12 protein-coding genes, 7 pseudogenes, 1 riboswitch and 1 other annotated feature are annotated in these 22087 nt (G+C 49.8%); of the genes and pseudogenes, 7 read left to right on the top strand and 12 right to left on the bottom strand.

Annotated features, from left to right (window positions below):
- Nucleotides 1-8 precede the first annotated feature (8 nt).
- A pseudogene (locus tag CW734_RS07710) lies at nt 9-1608 on the bottom strand (putative polysaccharide biosynthesis protein).
- Nucleotides 1609-1737: 129 nt separating this feature from the next.
- Between CW734_RS07710 and CW734_RS19920 the strand changes: the two are divergent.
- Nucleotides 1738-3073 (top strand): annotated as a pseudogene (locus tag CW734_RS19920) (NAD(P)/FAD-dependent oxidoreductase).
- Between the two features lie 973 nt (nt 3074-4046).
- On the opposite strand, the gene leuS reads toward CW734_RS19920, so the two are convergent.
- The 3 genes from leuS to CW734_RS07675 all read right to left on the bottom strand — a co-directional run bounded on the left by leuS (nt 4047) and on the right by CW734_RS07675 (nt 8140).
- Nucleotides 4047-6458 carry a leucine--tRNA ligase gene (leuS, locus tag CW734_RS07685; protein ID WP_101190050.1) on the bottom strand — a complete coding sequence of 804 codons (2412 nt, stop codon included), beginning with the start codon at nt 6456-6458 and terminating at the stop codon, nt 4047-4049.
- A gap of 84 nt (nt 6459-6542) precedes the next feature.
- Nucleotides 6543-6737 (bottom strand) — a binding site (T-box leader).
- Between the two features lie 44 nt (nt 6738-6781).
- Nucleotides 6782-7435 (bottom strand): 3-oxoacid CoA-transferase subunit B, encoded by a 654-nt coding sequence (locus CW734_RS07680; RefSeq protein ID WP_058381144.1) that lies wholly within the window; start codon nt 7433-7435, stop codon nt 6782-6784.
- A gap of 18 nt (nt 7436-7453) precedes the next feature.
- Entirely contained in the window at nt 7454-8140 is a 687-nt protein-coding gene (locus tag CW734_RS07675; protein WP_101190049.1) for a CoA transferase subunit A, read from the bottom strand.
- 173 nt (nt 8141-8313) lie between these two features.
- Between CW734_RS07675 and CW734_RS07670 the strand changes: the two genes are divergently transcribed.
- Together CW734_RS07670 and CW734_RS07665 are read left to right on the top strand one after the other, a co-directional pair.
- Nucleotides 8314-9267 (top strand): tRNA modification radical SAM protein MnmL/YtqA, encoded by a 954-nt coding sequence (locus CW734_RS07670; protein WP_101190048.1) that lies wholly within the window; start codon nt 8314-8316, stop codon nt 9265-9267.
- Nucleotides 9264-9833: a tRNA 5-(aminomethyl)-2-thiouridylate-methyltransferase MnmM gene (locus CW734_RS07665; RefSeq protein ID WP_101190047.1), complete on the top strand. Its 570-nt coding sequence runs from the start codon at nt 9264-9266 to the stop codon at nt 9831-9833. The genes CW734_RS07670 and CW734_RS07665 overlap by 4 nt, the downstream gene beginning before the upstream one ends.
- A gap of 46 nt (nt 9834-9879) precedes the next feature.
- On the opposite strand, the pseudogene CW734_RS07660 reads toward CW734_RS07665, so the two are convergent.
- From CW734_RS07660 to CW734_RS07645, 4 genes and pseudogenes are all read right to left on the bottom strand, one after another.
- Nucleotides 9880-10901 (bottom strand): annotated as a pseudogene (locus CW734_RS07660) (zinc-binding alcohol dehydrogenase family protein).
- Between the two features lie 60 nt (nt 10902-10961).
- Entirely contained in the window at nt 10962-12560 is a 1599-nt protein-coding gene (locus CW734_RS07655) for a pyruvate oxidase (RefSeq protein ID WP_101190046.1), read from the bottom strand.
- Nucleotides 12561-12669: 109 nt separating this feature from the next.
- Entirely contained in the window at nt 12670-13692 is a 1023-nt protein-coding gene (locus CW734_RS07650) for an LLM class flavin-dependent oxidoreductase (protein ID WP_101190045.1), read from the bottom strand.
- 50 nt (nt 13693-13742) lie between these two features.
- Nucleotides 13743-14543: an alpha/beta hydrolase gene (locus CW734_RS07645; protein ID WP_101190044.1), complete on the bottom strand. Its 801-nt coding sequence runs from the start codon at nt 14541-14543 to the stop codon at nt 13743-13745.
- 100 nt (nt 14544-14643) lie between these two features.
- Between CW734_RS07645 and CW734_RS07640 the strand changes: the two are divergent.
- A pseudogene (locus CW734_RS07640) lies at nt 14644-15151 on the top strand (gamma carbonic anhydrase).
- A 306-nt stretch (nt 15152-15457) separates the two neighbouring features.
- On the opposite strand, the gene metK reads toward CW734_RS07640, so the two are convergent.
- Nucleotides 15458-16654 (bottom strand): methionine adenosyltransferase, encoded by a 1197-nt coding sequence (metK, locus tag CW734_RS07635; RefSeq protein ID WP_101190043.1) that lies wholly within the window; start codon nt 16652-16654, stop codon nt 15458-15460.
- A 204-nt stretch (nt 16655-16858) separates the two neighbouring features.
- A riboswitch (SAM riboswitch) is annotated at nt 16859-16969 on the bottom strand.
- A 237-nt stretch (nt 16970-17206) separates the two neighbouring features.
- Here metK and pckA point away from each other — a divergent pair.
- Nucleotides 17207-18825, top strand: a pseudogene (gene pckA / locus CW734_RS07630) (phosphoenolpyruvate carboxykinase (ATP)).
- A 39-nt stretch (nt 18826-18864) separates the two neighbouring features.
- Here the strand turns inward: pckA and CW734_RS07625 are convergent.
- The 3 genes and pseudogenes from CW734_RS07625 to CW734_RS07615 form a co-directional block, all read right to left on the bottom strand.
- Nucleotides 18865-19654: pseudogene (locus CW734_RS07625) on the bottom strand (alpha/beta hydrolase family protein).
- Nucleotides 19655-19664: 10 nt separating this feature from the next.
- Nucleotides 19665-20117, bottom strand: coding sequence for an NUDIX domain-containing protein (locus CW734_RS07620; RefSeq protein WP_101190042.1), 453 nt, complete (start codon nt 20115-20117; stop codon nt 19665-19667).
- A gap of 67 nt (nt 20118-20184) precedes the next feature.
- Nucleotides 20185-20631 carry a Dps family protein gene (locus tag CW734_RS07615; protein ID WP_101190041.1) on the bottom strand — a complete coding sequence of 149 codons (447 nt, stop codon included), beginning with the start codon at nt 20629-20631 and terminating at the stop codon, nt 20185-20187.
- Nucleotides 20632-20742: 111 nt separating this feature from the next.
- On the opposite strand from CW734_RS07615, the gene yidD reads away from it, so the two are divergent.
- Nucleotides 20743-20973, top strand: coding sequence for a membrane protein insertion efficiency factor YidD (yidD, locus tag CW734_RS07610; protein WP_058381158.1), 231 nt, complete (start codon nt 20743-20745; stop codon nt 20971-20973).
- Between the two features lie 108 nt (nt 20974-21081).
- Nucleotides 21082-22070 (top strand): annotated as a pseudogene (locus CW734_RS07605) (metal ABC transporter solute-binding protein, Zn/Mn family).
- The last annotated feature ends 17 nt before the right edge of the window (nt 22071-22087 follow it).

The following is a 22087-nucleotide window of genomic DNA, read 5'->3' as shown; positions in this document are numbered from 1 at the left end:
AGTTCCTCCTAGAAGCCGAAGCGTCTTGTAATGCGCGTAATTCTCGCGCCGAGCAGCTTCTGGGCAAGCCCTGTCTTCAAGCTGAGGTATCCGTAGACAATAGCGCCCACTCCGCCGATCAAGACGATGCGGATCATCGACAAGAATTTATTGTCCATGCCGATAATATAATCGAGGCCATTCATTGCAAAATACACAGCGAACGCCATGACGGCATTCAAGATGAGAATGAGTAAAATGCGGCGGAACACCATTTTCGAGCGATAATTCATCGTCTTCGAAATGACGATCATATTCATCGTAATTGCGACGACATAGCCGATGATTGTCGCAGCGATCGCGCCGTCCGTCTCGAACCACATAATCAGCGGCGTATTCAGCAAGGCCTTAAGCCCGAGGCCAATCAGCAAGTTGATGATGATCCATTTTGTTTGTTGATGCCTTGCAAGATCGATGCTGTCACAGGGAATGCGGCAAACAGGATCGCGACCGGCAGATAATGCGCCAAAATCTCAGAACCGACATCACTGACTTTGTAGAAGACGTGATACAGCTCATCCGACAGCATCGTCATGCCGATGACTGCAGGCAAGGTCAAGAACAAGATCAACTGGAACGACTGATCCAATGTTTTGGTCACTTGCAAGTGTTCATTGCGCGTGAAATGCTTCGTGATGAGCGGAATGAGCGCCATCGAAAAGCCTGTCGCAAGCATAACTGGAATCATGACCAGTTTATGGGCAGTCAAATTCAAGATACCGAGAAGGTCCGTCTCCATGATATTATTGCCGGCTGCCATTGCCCGGTTGAAGGTCATCAAATCGACGAACTGGAACAACGGGTTGGCGATGCCGAGGAAAATGACCGGTACGGCATATAGTAGGATTTCGCGGTACATATCACGCAACCGCACATCATAGGATTCAACGGATGTTGCAAGTAAGTGATTGTATTCCGGCTTCTTTTGCGCCAGAAATAATACAAGGTGACAAGCCCGCCAAGCGCCCCGACTGCAGCCGACAAAACGGCGAACTGGATAGCGGTCTTCGGCGTGCCATCAAAAGATAAATGACAGCGAACGCGCCGCCGAGCAGGAAGATGATGCGGACAATCTGCTCGATCAATTGCGAAACAGCGGTCGGCATCATGTAGTTATAGCCTTGGAAAAGCCGCGCCAAAGACTCATGAACGGAACGACGATCAAGGCGAAGCTGACCCAGCGGATCGCATCTGCGATATCATCTACCGAGTAGATGAGCTCATCTTCCGAAATGGTGATGCGTGCGAGTGGCTCAGCCAGCAGATAAAGTGCCAAAACGATAAGATGCCGGTAACCATCATCGTCAACAAACCTGAACTCAATAATCGCCTCCCGGTTTCGTAATCACCGAGTGAATTGTATTTAGCCGTGAACTTGGAAAAAGCGATCGGTGCACCGGATATCGCCAGTGCAAGCATCAAGTTGTACGGTATGTATGCATACTGGTAAAGTCCGATATTATCTTCCCCGACCATACTGTAAAACGGGATGATGTAGATGACGCCGAGCACTTTCGACAGAAATAAACCTAAAGTTAAAATGGCGGTACCTTTAATTAATGAGGACATTTTGCACTCCTGACTTTGTTCAAAATAAAAGCAATCTACACGATAGTTTACACCTATAGACAAAATTACTCAACGTGTTTTGCCTCATCGTGTATACTGAAAAGAAAAACGAAAGTGAGTTTTTATTATATGTATGACATCATCATCATCGGCGGAGGCCCATCCGGTTTAATGGCTTCCATCGCTGCCGCATCGAACGGCAAGCGCGTGCTGCTCGTCGAAAAGGCAAAAGCTCGGCAAGAAATTGATCATCTCCGGCGGCGGGCGCTGCAATGTGACCAACCGCCTGCCTTTGGAAGAAATCGTCCGCCACATTCCTGGAAATGGCCGCTTCATGTACAGCCCGTTTTCGGTATTCAATAACGAGGACATCATCCAGTTCTTCGAAAATCTCGGCGTTGCCTTGAAAGAAGACCACGGCCGCATGTTCCCTGTGTCAAACCGCGCACAAGACGTTGCTGATGCGATGTTTGGCGAGATGGACCGGCTCGGCGTTGAGCGAAAACTCGATTCCCCGTCAAAAGCTTATTGATGAACGACGAAAAAGTGACCGGCATCCGCCTGCACTCTGGCGAGGAATTCGAATCGCACGCAGTGGTGGTCGCAGTCGGCGGCAAAGCGGTGCCGCAAACCGGATCGACCGGAGACGGCTATCCTTGGGCAGAAAAAGCGGGACACACAGTCACCGACCTCTATCCGACGGAAGTTCCTTTGTTGTCGAATGAACCGTTCATCAAATCACGCGACCTGCAAGGGCTTGCCCTGCGCGATGTCGCCGTCACGGTGCTCAATAAAAAGCAAAGCGCTCGTCACGCACCAGATGGATATGCTGTTCACCCATTTCGGCTTGAGCGGGCCTGCCATCCTGCGCTGCAGCCAATACGTCGTCAAGGAAATGAAGAAAAACGGTGGCCAAGCTGTCACCGTCCGCATCAATTCCATGCCGGATGACAATGCGGAATCGGCTTTCCAGCTGCTTCATAAATTGATGAAAGACGAACCGAAAAAGCGTTGAAAAATGTCTGGAAAGGTTTGGCTCAGGAACGCTGGCTATTGTTCCTGTTGGACCGTGCAGGCATCGACCCGCAATTGACCGGCGCAGAATTGCCGGCAGATAAAGTCCGTGCGCTCGCTGCTGAAATGACGGCATTCACGATGACCGTCTCCGGAACACAGCCGATCGAAAAGCGTTTGTTACAGGCGGCGGCGTATCGATCAAGGAAATCGAACCGAAAACGATGCATTCGAAGAAAAACCCGGCTTGTTCTTCTGTGGCGAAATCCTCGACATCCACGGCTACACCGGCGGCTATAATATCACTTCCGCCCTTGTTACCGGGCACGTGGCAGGAAAAACGCAGCCGAGTTCGCTGCTTCTTATCAAACCCAAAGTCCCATTGCTTAAGCAATGGGCTTTTTATGGAATGAAGTTGAAAGAGCAAATGAGGACTCACTTCTTAAAGTAGACAGAATCAAAGATAGCGGGAGTTTTCTTGTGGAAATGTTACTGAATATTGAAGTACAGTTTCCTTCATAGTCGCCGCCCGGCTTTGGGTTGGCCTTTGGCAATAAGCCAGAAAGAACGTCTGTCTTATTGCGTCGGCTCACCCCTTTACGCTCGGCGGCTAAGAGATTTCATTGTATGAAGACGGTTTAAGCAGATTAGCTTCTTTATTCAGTTGCCGGCTAGCGGGGAACTCGCTTCCTGGATAAGTTTGGAATAGATAGTGAGAGTTTTCTTGCGGAAATGTTATTGAACATTGATTTAAGTTTCATCTTAGTATTCACCACCTAGCTTTGGGTTGGCCTTTGGCAATAAGCCAGGAAGAGCACCTGTCTTATTGCGTCGGCTCACCCTTGACACTCGGCGGCTGAGCGATTTCGTTGTGTGAAGACTGTTTAATCAACTCTACTTCCGTATCCAGTTGCGGGCTAGTGGGGAATCGCTTCCCAAGAAGCGGCGTCTGGTCATATGATGTTCTATTCGGCCAGCTTTTGTTGTATTTAGTGGACGATGACCATTTCCATTTTTATCTCTACATGAAGCAAGCTAAAAATGATGCAGTTCCACACCTTCTGCTGAGTGAGCTAAAGAAATTATTTTCCACTCTAAAACTAGGAGACGGAGTGAAAAGGGGCGACGCCTGGGGGACCGAGCGGGCTGGCGAGACAAAGGTGGCGCGCTATTTGCCACCTTGGCTCAACACCCGCCCCATCCCCGGGCAGCTGAAAACGCGACGTCCTGTCGCATCAGCTGCATGACTCGCATCCTGCGAGCCCCAAGCAGTCCCCTGAAACGCAGTCGAAAAGCGGAAGCTTTTCCACTCACTTTTCTAGAATTGACTCTTCCAGTCTCAAGAATCTCTAAAATTTCACTGTCCCATTGTTATTCAATATGAAAAAAACCGCCAGAGAAATTTCCCTGGCGGCTTTCATTTTTCATCCTACAACGATATTAACCAATTTCCCTGGAATGGCGATGACTTTGCGTACTTGCTTGCCTTCTGCCGCCTTTTGGACGTGCTCGTCGGCGAGTGCCGCTTCTTCCAGTTGTTCCTTCGTGCTGTCTTTTGCGACAGTCAGCTTGCTTCTCACTTTGCCGTTCACTTGGACGACGATTTCGACTTCGTCATCGACCAGTTTCGACTCGTCATATGTCGGCCACGCTTCATACGTTACCGTCTCGCTATGCCCAAGTTTGTTCCAAAGCTCTTCGGCCAAATGCGGCGCGATCGGCGACAGCATCTTCACGAAGCCTTCGATATACTCTTTCGGTAAGTTGTCGGCTTTATACGCTTCATTGATGAATACCATCATTTGCGAAATTGCCGTATTGAAACGAAGGCCGTCGAAGTCTTCGGTCACTTTCTTGACGGTCTGGTTGTAGATTTTCTCCAGTTTGCCGTCATTTTGGTCGCTGACTTTGCTCGAAATCGCATCGTCTTCGATCAGTAAACGCCACACGCGGTCAAGGAAACGACGAGATCCGTCTAGTCCGTTTGTCGACCAGGCGATGGACGCTTCGAGCGGCCCCATGAACATTTCGTACATGCGCAACGTATCCGCGCCGTGGCTTTCGATAATTTGGTCCGGGTTGACGACATTGCCTTTGGATTTCGACATTTTCTCGTTGCCTTCACCAAGAATCATCCCTTGGTTGAACAATTTCTGGAATGGCTCTTTTGTCGGCACGACGCCAAGGTCGTACAATACTTTATGCCAGAAACGCGCATACAATAAGTGAAGGACGGCGTGTTCCGCCCCACCGATGTAGACATCAACCGGCAGCCAGCGTTTCAATAACTCCGGATCTGCGATGGCTTCGTCGTTGGTCGGATCGATAAAGCGCAAATAATACCAACAGCTGCCTGCCCATTGCGGCATCGTGTTCGTTTCGCGGCGGCCTTTCATGCCGGTTTCAGGATGCGTGACATTAACCCATTCCTCGATATTGGCAAGCGGCGATTCGCCTGTCCCGCTCGGCTTGATATCCGTTGTGACTGGAAGTTCCAGCGGCAGGTCCTTATCATCGACCGGAGACATCGTGCCGTCTTCCCAGTGGATGATCGGAATCGGTTCGCCCCAATAGCGTTGGCGGCTGAACAGCCAGTCGCGCAAACGGTAGGTGATTTTCTTCTCGCCTACGCCTTGTTGCTCGAGCCAGTCGATCGCTTTTCCAATCGCTTCGTTTTTGTTCAATCCGTCAAGGAAACCGGAGTTGACGAGTTCGCCGTCGCCAGCGTAGGCTTCTTCGTCGATGTTGCCGCCTGAGACGACTTCGACGATCGGCAAGTCGAATTGTTTCGCAAATTCATAATCGCGTTCATCATGTGCCGGCACGGCCATGATCGCGCCTGTTCCGTATGTCGCAAGGACATAATCTGCAATCCAGATTGGCATTTTCTCGCCGCTTGCCGGATTGATCGCATAAGCACCAGTGAAGACGCCCGTTTTATCTTTCGCGAGATCCGTGCGCTCCAAATCACTTTTCGTTTTTACTTTGTCGATATACTCAACTACCGCTTCGCTCTTATCAGATGTCGTAATTTCCCCAACCAATTTATGCTCTGGGGCAAGTACCGCGTAAGTCGCGCCAAAAATTGTATCCGGGCGCGTCGTGAATGCACGGAATGAAAGCCCGGTGCCGTCAATCTTGAATTCGAGCTCCGCGCCTTCGGATTTGCCGATCCAGTTGCGTTGCATGTCCTTCAAGCTTTCCGGCCAATCGAGTTCGTTCAAGTCTTCCAGCAAGCGGTCTGCGTATTCAGTGATCCGCAACACCCATTGACGCATCGGGCGGCGTTCGACCGGATGGCCTCCGCGTTCAGAAACCCCGTCGACCACTTCTTCATTGGCCAAGACGGTGCCAAGTGCCGGGCACCAGTTGACCGCTACTTCATCGACATATGCCAAGCCTTTATTGTAAAGCTGGATGAAAATCCATTGCGTCCATTTATAATAGTTTGGGTCGGTCGTGTTGATTTCACGGTCCCAATCATATGAGAAGCCGAGTTCCTGGATTTGGCGCTTGAAGGTCTCGATGTTTTTCGCCGTGAATTCCGCAGGGTCATTGCCGGTATCGAGCGCGTATTGTTCTGCCGGCAAACCGAATGCATCCCAGCCCATCGGATGAAGCACATCAAAGCCTTGCATGCGTTTTTGGCGGCTTAAGATATCGGTCGCCGTGTAGCCTTCCGGATGCCCGACGTGAAGCCCGGCACCTGACGGATACGGGAACATATCAAGTGCGTAGAATTTTTCTTTGCCCGGCGTGTTCTCCGTTTTGAAGGTTTTGTTTTCTTGCCAATGTTGCTGCCATTTCTTTTCGATTTCCTTGTGATTAAAAGACATTTCCAATTTTCCTCCTCTAAATACAAGCGGATGTCCGCTAGCGTAGCAAGTTTTCAGCAAAATAAAAAAATCCCGCCCCTTAAACTAAGGGACGGGATTTTTCCCGCGGTACCACCCAAATTAGCGCTCTGGCGCTCAACTTGATTCCTTAACGCGGAAAACGGCGCAATCATTGCGCAGACTCCAAGGCGAGTTCAGACATCCTGCATGCCGGCTCGCACCATCCGCCGGCTCTCTTTTATGCATATATGTCCTACTGCTCCTCTTCACGGCCATTTGCTATTGATTTCATTTTAGCTGAGCGCCTGTTTTTATGCAATAGCTCAGTGTACTTTGACGCTATCAGTATTCAACTCGGCATCGGTTGCAGCGACGACGTCGTCGACCGAGAAGCCTTCGAATACTTCTTTCAACACGAGGCCAGTATCCGTCACTTCAATCACCGCGCGTTCTGTGATGATCAAATTAACGACCGCTTTCCCGGTCAGCGGCAATTCGCACGCTTTTTTGATTTTCGCTGAACCGTCTTTTGATACATGGTCCATGATGACGATGACTTTTTTCGCGCCATGGACAAGATCCATCGCGCCTCCCATGCCTTTGATCATTTTCCCTGGGATCATCCAGTTGGCTAGATCGCCGTTTTCTGCGACTTCCATGCCTCCAAGAATGGCGACATCGATATGCCCGCCGCGGATCATCGCGAATGACTCGGCGCTCGTGAAAAATGCGGAGCCTGGGATCGTCGTGACGGTTTCTTTTCCGGCATTGATCAAATCGGGATCGACTTGGTCTTCTGTCGGATACGGCCCGATGCCGAGCAATCCGTTTTCGGACTGCAAGACGACTTGCTTATTATCGGAAATGAAGTTTGCGACCAAAGTTGGCATGCCGATGCCAAGGTTGACGTAATCTCCGTCGTTGATTTCTTTTTCCGCTCGTTTTGCGATTCGTTCTCTGATAGCCTGTTTGTCCACTTCTGTCCCCACCCTTTCTTAACGCGTCGTCAAACGCTCGATTCGTTTTTCTTGGTCTGCTTGCAGCAAGCCTTGTACGTAAATGCTCGGCGTTTGCACGTGGTTCGGGTCGATATCGCCGATTTCCACTATATGCTCGACTTCCGCAATCGTCACTTTCCCGGCAGCTGCCGCTAGCGGGTTGAAGTTCTGTGCAGTCTTGTTGTAGACGAGATTGCCCATTTTATCTGCAGTATGTGCACGGACGAGTGAGAAATCAGCTTTCAACGCCATTTCAAGCACGTGTTCCTTGCCATCGAATTCGCGTATTTCCTTGCCTTCAGCGACGGTTGTGCCGACGCCTGCCGGTGTGAAAAACGCCGGAATTCCGGCTCCGCCTGCGCGCATTTTTTCAGCAAGCGTGCCTTGAGGCGTGAGCTCCACTTCGATTTCGCCCGACAACACTTGGCGTTCGAATTCTTTATTTTCGCCGACGTACGAGCCGATCATTTTCTTGATTTGCTTGTTTTTCAGCAATAAGCCAAGGCCCCATTCGTCGACCCCACAGTTATTGGAAATTATTGTTAGATCTTTTACCCCTTTATCGACAAGCGCTAGGATCAGCTGTTCTGGAATGCCGACCAGCCCGAATCCTCCAACCATGATGGTGGCACCGTCTTGTATCGGTTCGACTGCCTCTTTGGCAGAATTGTAAATCGGTTTCATCGCGCGTTTCCCCCTCTGCAACATTAACTGAATTTTGATTCAATAAAACGCTTCCATTAACAATTTAACCAAAACTCCATGGGAAACGCAACAAGGACAATGGGCACACGATTTTTGGCGGCTTTTCGGGCAGCAACTGCGTGTTATAATGACAGCTAAGGAGTGGTTTTATTATGGACAATGAATTCCCCTTCCCGAGTGACGGGAAGCGTTATTATACATGGAACCGCCATTTGCGCGGGCAGTTCGGCGAAAAGATCATGAAAATCTCGCTCGATGCTGGATTTGACTGCCCGAATCGTGATGGCACAGTTGCATTTGGCGGCTGCACATTTTGCTCTGTCGCTGGTTCTGGTGATTTTGCCGGAGACCGTGTTGACCCGATTCCTGTGCAATTCGAGCAAGTGAAAGCGAAAATGCACCGCAAATGGAAAGATGCCAAATACATTGCCTATTTTCAAGCATATACGAATACCCATGCGCCGATTGACGTTATCAAAAGACAATTTGAAGCGGCACTCGCACAGGAAAATGTGGTCGGCATTAGCATCGGCACACGGCCCGACTGCTTGCCGGATGAAGTTGTTGAATACTTAGCTGAACTCAATGAACGCACGTATTTATGGGTGGAACTCGGCCTGCAGACTGTTCATGAGCGCACTGCGCAGCTCATCAACCGTGCACATGATTTTGACACGTACAAACAAGGTGTCGACAAACTGCGTGCACACGGCATCAATATATGCAGCCACATCATCAACGGCTTGCCGCTTGAAGACAAAGACATGATGATGGAAACGGCACAGACAGTCGCAAAACTCGATGTCCAAGGAATCAAGATCCACCTCTTGCATCTATTGAATGGCACGCCGATGGTTAAACAATATGAAAAAGGCATGCTCGATTTTATGGAAAAAGATGCCTATATCCAACTCGTCGCCGACCAGCTGGAAATCATCCCGCCCGATATGGTCGTCCAGCGCATCACCGGCGACGGCCCGATCGATTTGATGATCGGCCCGATGTGGAGCACGAATAAATGGGAAGTGCTAAACGGCATCGATAAAGAACTCGAAACTCGCGGCAGTTGGCAAGGCAAGCATTATGCGGGGAGTGTGGCATTATGACCTTGCAACGCGTCTTGCCTTTCACCAAATCCTTGCTCGAACAAGTTGTCCAAAAAGGAGATACAGTAGTGGATGCCACTGCCGGAAACGGGCATGATACCCATTTCCTGGCTGGGCTTACCGGTGACTCCGGAAAAGTCTATGCATTCGATATCCAGCAACAAGCAATCGAAGCGACCAGGCAGCGCACAGAAGCGTTTCGTCATGTCGAATTGATTTGCGACAGCCATGCGAAAATCTCTCAATACGTAGCGGAACCGATTTCGGCTGCCGTTTTCAATCTTGGCTATTTGCCAAAAGGCGACCACACCATCATCACCAAAGCCAACAGCACTTTGCAGGCAATCGGGCAATGCCTCGAACGTTTGAAAGCTGGCGGCTTGGTGTTAGCCGTCATTTACTCCGGCCACGAGGGCGGCAGCGAAGAGCGCGACGCGGTGATGGATTACGTCAAGCAATTGCCGCAAACCCGCTACGACGTCATGAAATACGAATTCATCAACCAACAGCATTCTCCGCCATTTTTAGTCGCGATCGAGAAAAAACAGCAACGCCAAAAGAAATAACAGCTAAATCAAAAGAGCAGCGTGCATGTGCACGCTGCTCTTTCACTTATTTCTCGACAGGACCTTCGAGAACAATTTTCCCGATCGTCTTGCCAGCCATCAATTTTCCGTAGGCTTCTTTCAAGTTTTCCGGATTGATTGGCGCCATCTTTTCATTGAGCGTTGATTGGACCTTGCCGCTATCTGCCCACTCTGACAGCTCATTCAATAAATGATGCTGCTCGATCATGTCTTCGGTCTGAAACATCGAACGCGTGTACATCAATTCGTAAACGAAGGTCACGCTTTTTCCGAAGAATCCTGGATCAAGCGGTTCGAACGCTGGCAGGATTGAACAGATTTTTCCTTGCGGCCGGATCGCTTCGGCCATGCCTGCCATATGGTCATCGGTATTGGTCAGGCAGAAGATATAGTCCACGCCGTCCATACCCCGTTCCTTCAATTGAGGCAGCAATTCCTGGTGATGGTTAATCGTGTGATGGGCGCCATGATCTTTGGCCCACTCGACCGTCTCCTGACGCGACGCGGTTCCGATTACGGTGAGCCCTGCTAATTTGGCGATCTGCGTGGCGATCGAACCGACACCTCCCGCAGCGCCGATGATTAGAATGTTCTTGCCTTCGTTGTCCTGAGGGTTTTCCGAGATGCCCAAGCGGACAAACAAGGCTTCCATTGCGGTCAATCCCGTCAATGGCAAGGCGGCTGCATGCGCAAAATCCAAGTTTTTGGCTTGTGGCCGACGATGCGCTCATCAACTAAATGAAATTCGCTGTGGCCGCCTGCCCGGACATTGGTGCCTGCATAAAATACTTCATCGCCTTCTTTGAACAAGGAACAATCGCTTCCCGTCGATACTACAACACCCGCGACATCCCTGCCGACGATCGTCAAGGAATCGTCGTCCGGTTTTTTCGAATCACGCGTTTTGTAATCGGTCGGATTCACCGATACCGCCTTTACCTCCACAAGCAAATCGTGACCTTTTGGCTCTGGCTTGTCCAATTCCACCGCTTCGAACTGAGGCGGTTGTTCCGTATTCCCGGGTTTATAAAATCCAAGTGCTATCATTTTCGAATTCAATCCATTTCGCCTTCCTTTCATCTATTCATATGCCTGTTGCATTTTCTTCTATAATACAGCCGAGATGTCTTCCACGTATGCATCGATGACGACTGGCTGTTTGCTTGCTTTCGCTTTTGATAAAACGTCCTGCAATTCGGCACGTGTTTTTACTGTGTAGCCTTCACCGCCGCAAGCAATGGCAAACGCCGCAAAGTCGATATTGGCAAGCTCAACATTGGTCGGCTTATTGCCTGCCATTTTTTGTTCGTCTTCAATCAATTGAAGCTTCTGGTTGTTGAAGACGACGATGATCATCGGCAGCTCGTATTTAACTGCAGTGACAAAATCCTGCATGCCCATGGAAAATCCGCCGTCCCCGACGATGGCGATGGCCTGTCTTTCCGGATATGCCAGTTTCGCTGCAATGGCTCCCGGCAAACCGCAGCCCATCGTGCCGAGCCAGGACGACAACACCAACTTCTGGCCAGTCAACTGCAAGTACTTCGCTGTCCAGATGGTGATGCTCCCGACATCCAGTGAAACGACAGCGTCCCGCTCCATGATGTGCTGGATTTCCCCCAGCACTTGCTGGGGTTGGAGCATGTCGGTTTGCTTATCGATATCAGCACGCAGCTTGTCATGCCAAGCACTTCTTTTCTCCTGAAATTGATTCAAGAATCCTGGATCTTTTTCGCCGAGCTGGCTTGTCAACCAGGCAAGCGCTGGCCCGAGTTCCCCGACTACGCCTACCGTCGCCGGATAATATTTTCCGATCACACGCGGCTCGAGATCAATTTGGATGGCAGGCGCTTTGTCCGGCAAATACTCCCTGTACGGGTAGGCTGTACCGGCTAGGATCACCAGGTCGGCTTGTTTCATCGCCTGTTCAGCCGGTTCTGTCCCGAGTTGCCCAAGCTGTCCTAGGTTATTCGGGTGATCATCAGGAATCAGACCTTTAGCCGGAAGCGATGCAATGATTGGCGCTTTCAGCCTTTCCGAAAATGCCAATACTTCGCCAGGTGCGTCCTGTGCGCCTTTGCCTGCCAAGATGACTGGCTTTTTCGCAGTCTCCAATAGCTTCAGCGCTTCCTTCAAATCTTCTTCCGCCGCCCGGATATGCGGCACGGAATATTGCGGAGAGGTCATCTCCTTTTCCCGTTTGATTTTCGTGCTGAATAGATCGTCCGACACAACGAGCACAGCCGGGCCTTTTTCTGCGTAAGCTGCGCGCACCGCCTGATTCAGCATATCCGGCAATTGCTCGGCATTTTGCACGCGGCGGTTATAGACCGAAACGTCTTCAAACATTGATTCCAATTTCAACTCTTGGAAGGTATCGGTCCCGACAGAACTGCTTGTCACTTGCCCGACGATCGCGAGCATCGGTGTTTTGTCTTTCTTCGCATCATACAACCCGTTTTGCAGATGGATTGCTCCAGGTCCTGCGATCGATAGGCACACGCCGATGCGCCCAGTCAATTTCGAATAGGCCGAAGCAGCGAGCGCCCCTGTCTCTTCGTGGCGGATCTGGATAAAGCGAATATCCACTTTGCGCAGTTCCTCCATCAATTCATTGATGGAATCCCCCGGCATTCCGTAAATATGGTCTACGTTCCATTGCTTCAATAGCTCGACAACGTGGCTGCCTGCGGTGCGTTCAAACATATACATTCCCTCTTTCCTTATTTCTGCTCTTCCATCTCTTTATCCCTCCAGCTCATCTGTAAACCTTTTTCTACAAACATGCAAAAAAGCAGCCGGCTGTTTTTTCAGCCTACTGCTTTTTTTCGGACGTTCTTTTGCTCATTTCTTCAGCGATCAATCGGAACGTCGTTAACTTATCATTGAAATCATAGGCGACGGAAACGATCATCACTTCATCGGCGCCATATTCCTCTCCAAGCGCTTCCAATTGATCCACAACTTGCACGGCATCTCCGACGACCATGCGCCGTCGATTATCCGCAACGAGCAGCTTTTCGAATTTCGAGTATTCGTAAGCGGCTGCCTGTTCTGGAGGCGGGGTACCGTCAGACGGCATGCCCTGCGCTCCCATCGCAAGCGACAGGTCGAGTGAAGACGCGACATATTCCGCCTTTTCACGAGTTTCCTGGCAAACGGCGAAAATCGCAAAACCTGTATACGGTTCATTGCCATTATGGGAAATGAAATTTTTTCTGTAGTTGGCTGCAAATCCCTGTCCGCCTTCGCCGTTGATGAAATGGGCGAACATATAAGGCAAGCCTTTTTCTGCGGCCAATTGCGAAGATCCCTCCCCTGAGCCAAGCATCCAGATCGGCGGCGCTTGCGGCGGCACCGGGGTGGCGTTCATTCCATAATAATCATGACTTTCCGGAATGCTATTTTCCAAATACATGCGCAGCTCATCCAGCTGTTCAGGAAAGCGCCCCGCATCCCGCAAGCGGCCATTCGATAAAGCGAACGATGCTCTTGGCATGCCGCCAGGCGCACGGCCCACTCCCGCATCGATGCGTCCGGGATAAAGGTTCTCCAATAAATTGAAGTTCTCTGCCACTTTAAACGCCGAATAATGCGGCAGCATGACACCGCCAGAACCCAAGCGGATCGATAAAGTCCTGGCGCCGATATGGCTGATCAGGATTTCCGGCGAAGAGCCCGCCAAAGTTTTGGCATCGTGATGTTCTGATACCCAAAAGCGCGTATAGCCCCATTGTTCTGCGTGTTGCGCCAACCGGACCGTATCGGCCAAAGCTTCGCTAGCTGTCTGGCCTTGCGAAATTGGGGATTGGTCTAATATGCTGAAACGAAGCGGCATCTCCATCTCTCCTTTTTATCATTACCTATAATTATGAATATACTATAGGATTATTGGCTGCGGCGCATTCTTTCCGCTTCGGCTGCGGATTCGGCAAAGTATAGGACTGCCTTGAAAATTTCGTCCCGTTCCGGTTCCTGCAGCAGGTCGTGATAGCAAAACAGCCATTCCTTGAAATGGAACTCATTCACCGCTTGCTTGGACAGCCAAGTGCGCCCAGCTGATGTCCGTGTAATCAAATCGCGCTGGCCCACGTGGAGCATGACCGGCAAATCAGGAAGCTGTATTTGTGCGGCTCGCTCCAAATAGCCTTGCAATTCCTTCCACCAGGCCGGTGAACTGAGCGATTGGATCGCTCGATCGGCACCCACCGATTCGTCCTGGAACTTGCGTCTCGTCAAATGGCGCAATTCGATGCCATGATCGATTTTCCCTTTTCCGGTAAGCTTGCTGATTCCGGACAAGGCAAGTGTTGGCTTGCTCGGCACTTTTTGCAATTCAAACCATGGCGACGTGAGAATAAGCGCCGCTATCGGATGGCGGTTTTCAGCAAGGGCCTGGATGGCAATCGCTGCTCCGAGCCCGTGTCCTGCGAGTATGATCGGCAAGTCATTTCCCGCTGCCAACCGCAGCAGTTCAGCGGCTGTTTTATCATACGCGAAAAATGGTTCGCGGTGCACAGCATCATCTGCTGCTTGCGTCCCATGCCCCGGCAGATCGCCCATATAGACATGAAACCCGTTCCTGCGCCATTTCTCGATTTGCCATGCATAGCGCTTATGCTCCTCGTATGCACTATGGATCAACACGATAACGCCTTTCGCATCGCCTTCCGCTTGCCATTTCCACATAATCCGCGCCTCCCCTATACAGCTTGATCGATTGACCTTTTCCGTTGTTTTGATACGATTAGAACTAATTACATCTTATCAATGATAAAGGAGCTTTGCCATGATCTATCCATATAAAGACAAATCACCAAAGATTGACAAATCGGCATTCATTGCCGATTATGCGACCGTCACCGGCGATGTGACAATCGGCGAGAACTCCTCAGTATGGTTCAACACAGTCATCCGCGGCGACGTCGCCCCGACTATTATTGGAAAAAACACCAATATCCAAGATCTGTCGATGCTCCACCAAAGCCCGGACAATCCGCTCATCTTAGAAGACGATGTCACCATCGGCCACCAAGTGACGCTTCACAGCTGCAAAATTAGAAAAGGCGCTCTAGTCGGCATGGGCTCGATCATTTTGGATGGTGCAGAAATTGGCGAAGGAGCATTTATCGGCGCAGGAAGCCTTGTGGCACAAGGAAAGAAAATCCCGCCGGGCACATTGGCTTTCGGCCGGCCCGCAAAAGTGGTGCGTGAACTGAACGAGGCGGACAAAAGATATGGAACGCATCGTCCGAGAGTACGCAGAAAAAGCCGCTCATTATAAATCACTTCAATAGAAAAAGCAGGCGGAAAATATCCGCCTGCTTTTTCAGAGTGTAGAGGAAATTTACGATCTGCTATAAATAAAAGGTGCACCTACTTTTCTACATTCAAAATCAATGTTCTAGCTGAGTATTTGGAGAAGCGTTCGCTCGACTCCTGTGGATCAGCGAGACGACCGAGACCCCGCAAGGCGCATAGCGACTGAGGAGGCTTGGATGCGAGCCCACGGAAAGCGAGCGATAAGCTTCGGAAAATACGACTTATCACCTTTCTCGATAAACTAGAAAAAGCAGGCGGAAAAATATCCGCCTGCTTTTTTCTTATGCGTTAGCCTGTTGTTTCAAAGCATCCGCTTTGTCTGTGCGTTCCCACGGAAGGTCAACATCTGTGCGACCGAAATGGCCATAAGCCGCTGTCTGTTTGTAGATCGGGCGGCGCAGGTCGAGCATCTTGATGATGCCGGCTGGGCGCAAATCAAAGTTCGCGCGTACGAGTTCGATGAATTTGTCTTCGCTGACTTTCCCTGTGCCGAACGTATCGACAGCAATCGATACCGGATGTGCCACGCCGATTGCATAGGCTAGCTGCACTTCACATTTATCGGCAAGCCCAGAAGCGACGATATTCTTTGCCACATAGCGGGCTGCATAGGCACCGGAACGGTCGACTTTTGTCGCGTCCTTACCGGAGAATGCTCCCCCGCCATGCCGTGCATAACCGCCGTACGTATCGACGATGATCTTGCGGCCTGTAAGCCCTGCATCACCTTGAGGTCCGCCGATGACGAAGCGGCCTGTCGGGTTGATGAAGTATTTGGTTTCAGCGTCTAGCAGTTCAGCCGGCACGACTTCATTGATGACGTATTCTTTCAAGTTGCGCTGGATTTGCTCTAGGCTGACTTCTGGATGGTGCTGCGTCGAAATGACGATCGTATCGACACGCACTGGTTTATTGTTCTCATCATATTCAATCGTTACTTGCGTTTTGCCATCAGGACGCAAATACGGCAAGATTTCTTCTTTGCGCACTTCTGCCAAGCGGCGTGCGAGTTTGTGCGCCAGGCTGATTGGCAATGGCATCAATTCTTCTGTTTCGTTTGACGCATAACCGAACATCAAGCCTTGGTCGCCTGCTCCGATTTCATCCAATTCCTTATCGGTCATCTGGCCTTCACGCGCTTCGAGTGCTACGTTGACGCCTGCAGCGATATCTGCCGACTGCTCATCGATCGCTGTCAACACTGCGCTTGTCTCGGAATCGAATCCGTATTTCGCGCGTGTATAGCCGATTTCTTTAACTGTCTGGCGGACCACTTTCGGAATGTCTACATATGTGGATGTCGTGATTTCGCCTGCGACAAGGACGAGCCCTGTCGTTACAGTCGTTTCGCATGCGACACGCGCATTCGGGTCTTCTGTTAGGATCGCATCCAGGATTGCGTCTGAAATCTGGTCGCAAATCTTATCCGGATGGCCCTCTGTTACTGATTCTGATGTGAATAATCGACGGTTTGTCAAAAAAAGTTCCTCCTTATATCCTGCGAGATTGCTCTCGAAATTGATACGGTACTCGTTTTCCCATGTCAAGTCCGTTTCCGTTTATAGGAATTGAACTTCCAGCTTTTTCAGCCTGCACACGAGGATTAAGGGCATTCCATAAAAAAATCCCTTCACTCATCCATTAGTAATGAGGAAAGGAATAATCATCATAAGCACCTTTCACTCTTATCGTCCAAGGCATTCGCCTTGCTTCAGGTTGGGCACCATCGCTGCAATTGCAGCAGGTTGCCGGGTTTCATTGGGCCTGCACCCTCCACCAGCTCGGAATAAGAGTATCCGTTCAATTTCCCATCATACGGAATGCAGCAAGCACTGTCAACGTTTTTACCGGAAACGATTGTCAGACTTTTAAGCATGCATCTTTTTCTACTATTGAAAGAACACAAATCATGAACATTGACAGATTTCTAGTTATTAGTATAGACTAATCGCGTCAATGTGTTATACTAATGTTCGAATATACATCTTCCCCATTCATTTGGGAATAAACGAAAAGGAAGGTACATATATATGACTTCAGTGAACCTAACAAATGATTTGAAAGAGCTTTTGAACGGCTCGAATATCAATATGCAATTATCCGTTCCACAATTGGTGGAAGCTGCAACATCCCGTGGGGAGGCAGTATTGACGCGCGAAGGCGCAGTCAAAGCGGAAACCGGCAAATACACTGGCCGTTCGCCTAAAGACAAGTATATGGTAGAAGAGGCAATTTCGAAAGACAAAATTGACTGGGGCAGCGTCAACCGCCCGATCTCTGCTGAAATCTTCGAAAACCTATATGCTAAAGTCCTTAATCATTTGAAAGAAAAAGACGCTTTGTACGTCTTCAAAGGCTTTGCAGGTGCAGATCCTGAGTCCCGCCTGGCGATTCAGACGATCAACGAATATGCATGGCATAACCTGTTTGCCCATCAATTGTTCATCCGCCCGACTGCGGAAGAACTGAAGGCGCATGAAGCTGAATTCACTGTTGTTTACGCCCCGACTTTCCACGCAGACCCTGCGGTGGACGGAACGGATTCCGAAACATTCATTATCGTTTCGATTGAAAAGAAAATGATCTGGATCGGCGGTACGGAATACGCAGGCGAAATGAAAAAATCCATCTTCTCGATCATGAACTACATCCTTCCTGAAAAAGGCATCCTGCCGATGCACTGCTCGGCGAACGTCGGCAAAAACGATGACGTTGCTTTGTTCTTTGGCCTTTCCGGTACAGGGAAAACGACTTTGTCGGCTGACGAAGACCGCAAATTGATCGGTGACGATGAGCACGGCTGGTCCGATAACGGCGTCTTCAACATCGAAGGCGGCTGCTATGCAAAAACGATCAACTTGTCACGTGCTAACGAACCGCAAATCTTCGATGCTATCCGTTTCGGCTCTGTTCTTGAAAACGTAGTCGTTGACGAAGACACGCGCATCCCGGATTACGACGACGGATCGTTAACAGAAAACACGCGTGCAGCGTACCCGATCGATGCTATCGATAATATCGTTGTCCCTTCTGTTGCGGGCCACCCGAAAACGATCGTCTTTTTGACTGCGGACGCATTCGGCGTATTGCCTCCGATCAGCAAATTGACGAAAGAACAAGCGATGTATCATTTCCTTAGCGGCTATACATCGAAACTGGCCGGCACAGAGCGCGGGGTCACTTCACCGGAAGCGACATTCTCGACATGCTTCGGCTCACCATTCCTTCCACTTCACGCGACAGTATACGCTGAAATGCTCGGCGACAAAATCGACGAGCACGGCGCAGACGTTTACCTAGTAAACACAGGATGGACTGGCGGAGTATACGGCGTCGGAAGCCGCATGAAACTATCATACACTCGCACAATGGTCCGCGCGGCGATCCGCGGCGACTTGAACGGCGTCGAAATGGAACACGAATCCGTCTTCGGCTTGAACATGCCAAAAGAAATTCCAGGCGTGCCAACTGAAGTATTGAATCCGCGCAATGCATGGGCTGATAAAGAAGCTTATGAACAAAAGCACAGGAATTGGCAAAGAAATTCAAAGACAACTTTGAAAAATTCGGCACTGTGGATGCTGGCATCAGCCAAAAGGCGGCCCTACCCATAATTAATTACATCATAAAGGATGGAGAAAATCAATGATTTCTCCCATCCTTTTTATTCTCAACTACCGCGTTAAACTTATGCATTATTGCAGACAGCTTCGGTTAAATCTTCTTTGCGCTTCTCCTGCTCTTTCATCCATAGCGTCAGCGCCTTTGCAGTCTTGCGATTAGCCGTAGGAGGAAAAATGCGTGTACCCTGGGAAATACCACGTTTCACACGGCTGATGGTTAAGGTGCAACGCTTCTTCCAACAGGAAGGCTTGCTGGGGCGAAACATTGTCGTCTTTCAAGCCGTGAATGATCAAATAAGCGGCATCGCTTTCCCCGATGCGCATCAGAGGGTTGCGTTCTTCATATGCCGGAAGCGCAGTATTCGGCGTGCCGCCGTATAGACGCTTCATCATGCGGCGCATATCCAGCCGCTCTTTATATGTAAGCACCGTGTCTGTGACACCTGCCCATGTCACGACGGAACAAATATCGCTTCTCAGCACTGCGGTCCATAGCGCCATGATGCCGCCTCTTGAAAATGCCAGCAAATGCACTGGTCCTGCACTGAATTTTTCAGCACTTCCACGGCATTCACGGCGTCATAGCGGTCGCCACCGGCAAACTCATCTTTCCTTCGCCGCCGCGGTTGCCGCGGTAATAAGGGCGAAAACGGTAAATCCCATTCCCGCAAATTGCGCGATCCGTGCCGGCCGCACCATGCCGATGGACTGGATGCCTCCGCGCAGGTACAAGATGGCACTTTCGGCATCATCTGTTTTCGGCTGCGCCAGCAAACCTTTGATACGCAAGCCTTCAGACCAATACGTCACTTCCCGCAAGCGTACGTTCGGATTCGGTGACGGATACCATCTCATTGATTCAATATCACCATTTTTCAACAGTCTTCACCTTCTCTATAATCGCTTCCATGCCTTCGTCGCGCATCAGGAAGCTGTAATTTTCATCGATCACAAGGTCAGGCACAAGCACCGGACCGTCAGTTTCCATCCATGCTACTTTCTCCAAGCTCTCAATAGTGGCTGTAAATACCGTTTTACTGAAAGCTTTATCGGTATAAACCGTATATTCCGCTAGCCATTTTAATTTATTCACGCTGGCTCCGGTTTCTTCGAATACTTCCCGCTTCGCCGCCTGCTCCAGCGATTCGTCTGGTTCGGCTTTGCCCCCGGGAAATTCAAGGCCGCGCACGGAATGGCTCGTCAACAGCCAGTTGCCATTATATTTTCCTATCACCAACACATGCCGGCTTTCAATCTGTGACTGTCCTTTTTCAAAAAATAGGCGGCAAGCGCAGCCATTCAAGTCTTTATATTCCATCAAACATCCTCCCGGCTTCAGAAAAAGCGTACAACCGGCTAACGGTCGTACGCCCATTTCTTCTATTCTACTTCTTTTCGCCGAGAAATGCAGACAGCATCCACGAATGCTTCTCTAAGTTTTGATGGATGGCATTCAGCATATCCTCTGTCATGTCATCGCCGTCTTCAGCAGCAAGTTCCATGCCTTTTTTCAAGGATTTCATGATCTTATCGTAATCAGAAACGATGGTATCGACCATCTGCTCCGCGCTCTCGCTGCTGGTCGCTTCATCTACAACCGACAATTCCAGCTGCTCTTTCATTGTCGCTATCGGCTTGCCGCCGAGTGCTAGCAGGCGCTCCGCAATTTCATCCATATGGAGCGTCGCTTCATTATACAGCTCCTCAAACTTTACATGCAAGGTAAAGAAAGATGGCCCTTTGACATACCAATGGAAATTATGTAATTTCGTATAGACGACTGACCATGTAGCGACTTGTACGTTCAATTCTTCGTTTAATGCTGTTGACACAATTCATCACTCTCCATTTTTTGATAAGCTCTTATGCTTTATAATTACCTCTAAAAGCCCTACAATAAACATCAAAGAACCGCAACCAAACTAGAAAAGAGTGGAATCACGATGAAAACCGCATTAGTGAAGCTGTTCCGTTTCTATCAACGCTTCATCTCCCCACTGTCGCCGCCGAGCTGCAGATTCTATCCGACGTGCTCCCATTATGGGATTGAAGCGGTGGAAAAACACGGCGCATTAAAAGGCGGCTATCTTGCCATCCGCCGCATATTGAGCTGCCACCCGTTCCATAAAGGCGGAGTGGACTTTGTCCCGGAAGAATGGCCCCCTAAAAAATAGGCGGGTTTTTTTCTTGTGTTCAATCGGATTGTATTGTATGATTCTAAGAGTCAACAAAACGTAACGATTACATTTTATGAACACGCATTAAATTTGGAGGGACATTTTATGAAGAAACTAGCATATTTTGCAGGAATAGCACTCATTTTATTATTGGCTGCGTGCGGCAGCAACACAGAAACCGACAGCGGGGCTGAAGGCGAAGCGGCAGAAGGAAAACTCGACGTATATGCAACGGTTTATCCGCTCGTCTATTTTGCAGAACGCATCGGCGGCGAGCGTGTCGACGTCAAATCCGTTTACCCGGCTGGCGCCAACGAGCATAGCTTTGAACCAACTCAAAAAGACATGATCAATATGGCGGACGCCGATCTGCTCTTTTATGTCGGTTTAGGGCTTGAAGGCTTTATCGACAGCGCACAGGAAACGCTGCAAAATGAAGATCTCAGAATTTGTCGCTACGGCAGATGGAATCACCGATGAACAACTCGAAGCTGTGGCTGGTGCACAAACTGAGGCACATAGTGAAGACGAACAGGGGCATGAAGAAGGGCCACGAAGGTCATGACCATGGCTCCACTGATCCACACGTCTGGATCTCACCTGTCCTGAGCCAGGAACTCGCCGCTTCTGTCCGTGATGCTTTAGCGGAAAAAGATCCGGAAGGCGCGGAGGAATTCGATAAGAATTATGAAGAACTCGTCGCTGAACTAGAAGCGCTTGATGAATCATTCCAAAACTTGGGCGAAAAAGTCGAACGTGACACCTTCTTCGTGTCCCACTCAGCATTCGGCTATATTGCAGCACCTTACGGATTTGAGCAAGTGGCCGTCGCGGGCTTGAATAGCCAAGACGAACCATCCCAGAAAGAGTTAACGGAAATCGTCGACATGGCGCGGGAAAAAGACATTCAATACATCGTCTTCGAACAAAACGTCTCGTCGAATTTGACGGAAGTCATCCAAAACGAAGTTGGCGCCGAAGCGATTGAAATGCATAACCTCGGAGTGCTGACACAAGAGAATATCGACAACGATGAAACGTATTTCACTTTGATGGAAAAAAATCTGCAAGCACTGGAAACAGTCTTGAAATAGTAAAAACTCGCCGAATG

This window comes from Planococcus sp. MB-3u-03 (assembly GCF_002833405.1).
In the GTDB taxonomy this organism is placed as follows: domain Bacteria; phylum Bacillota; class Bacilli; order Bacillales_A; family Planococcaceae; genus Planococcus.
The sequence above is the reverse complement of the archived record's forward strand: the minus strand, read 5'-3'. Positions and strand labels throughout refer to the sequence as shown.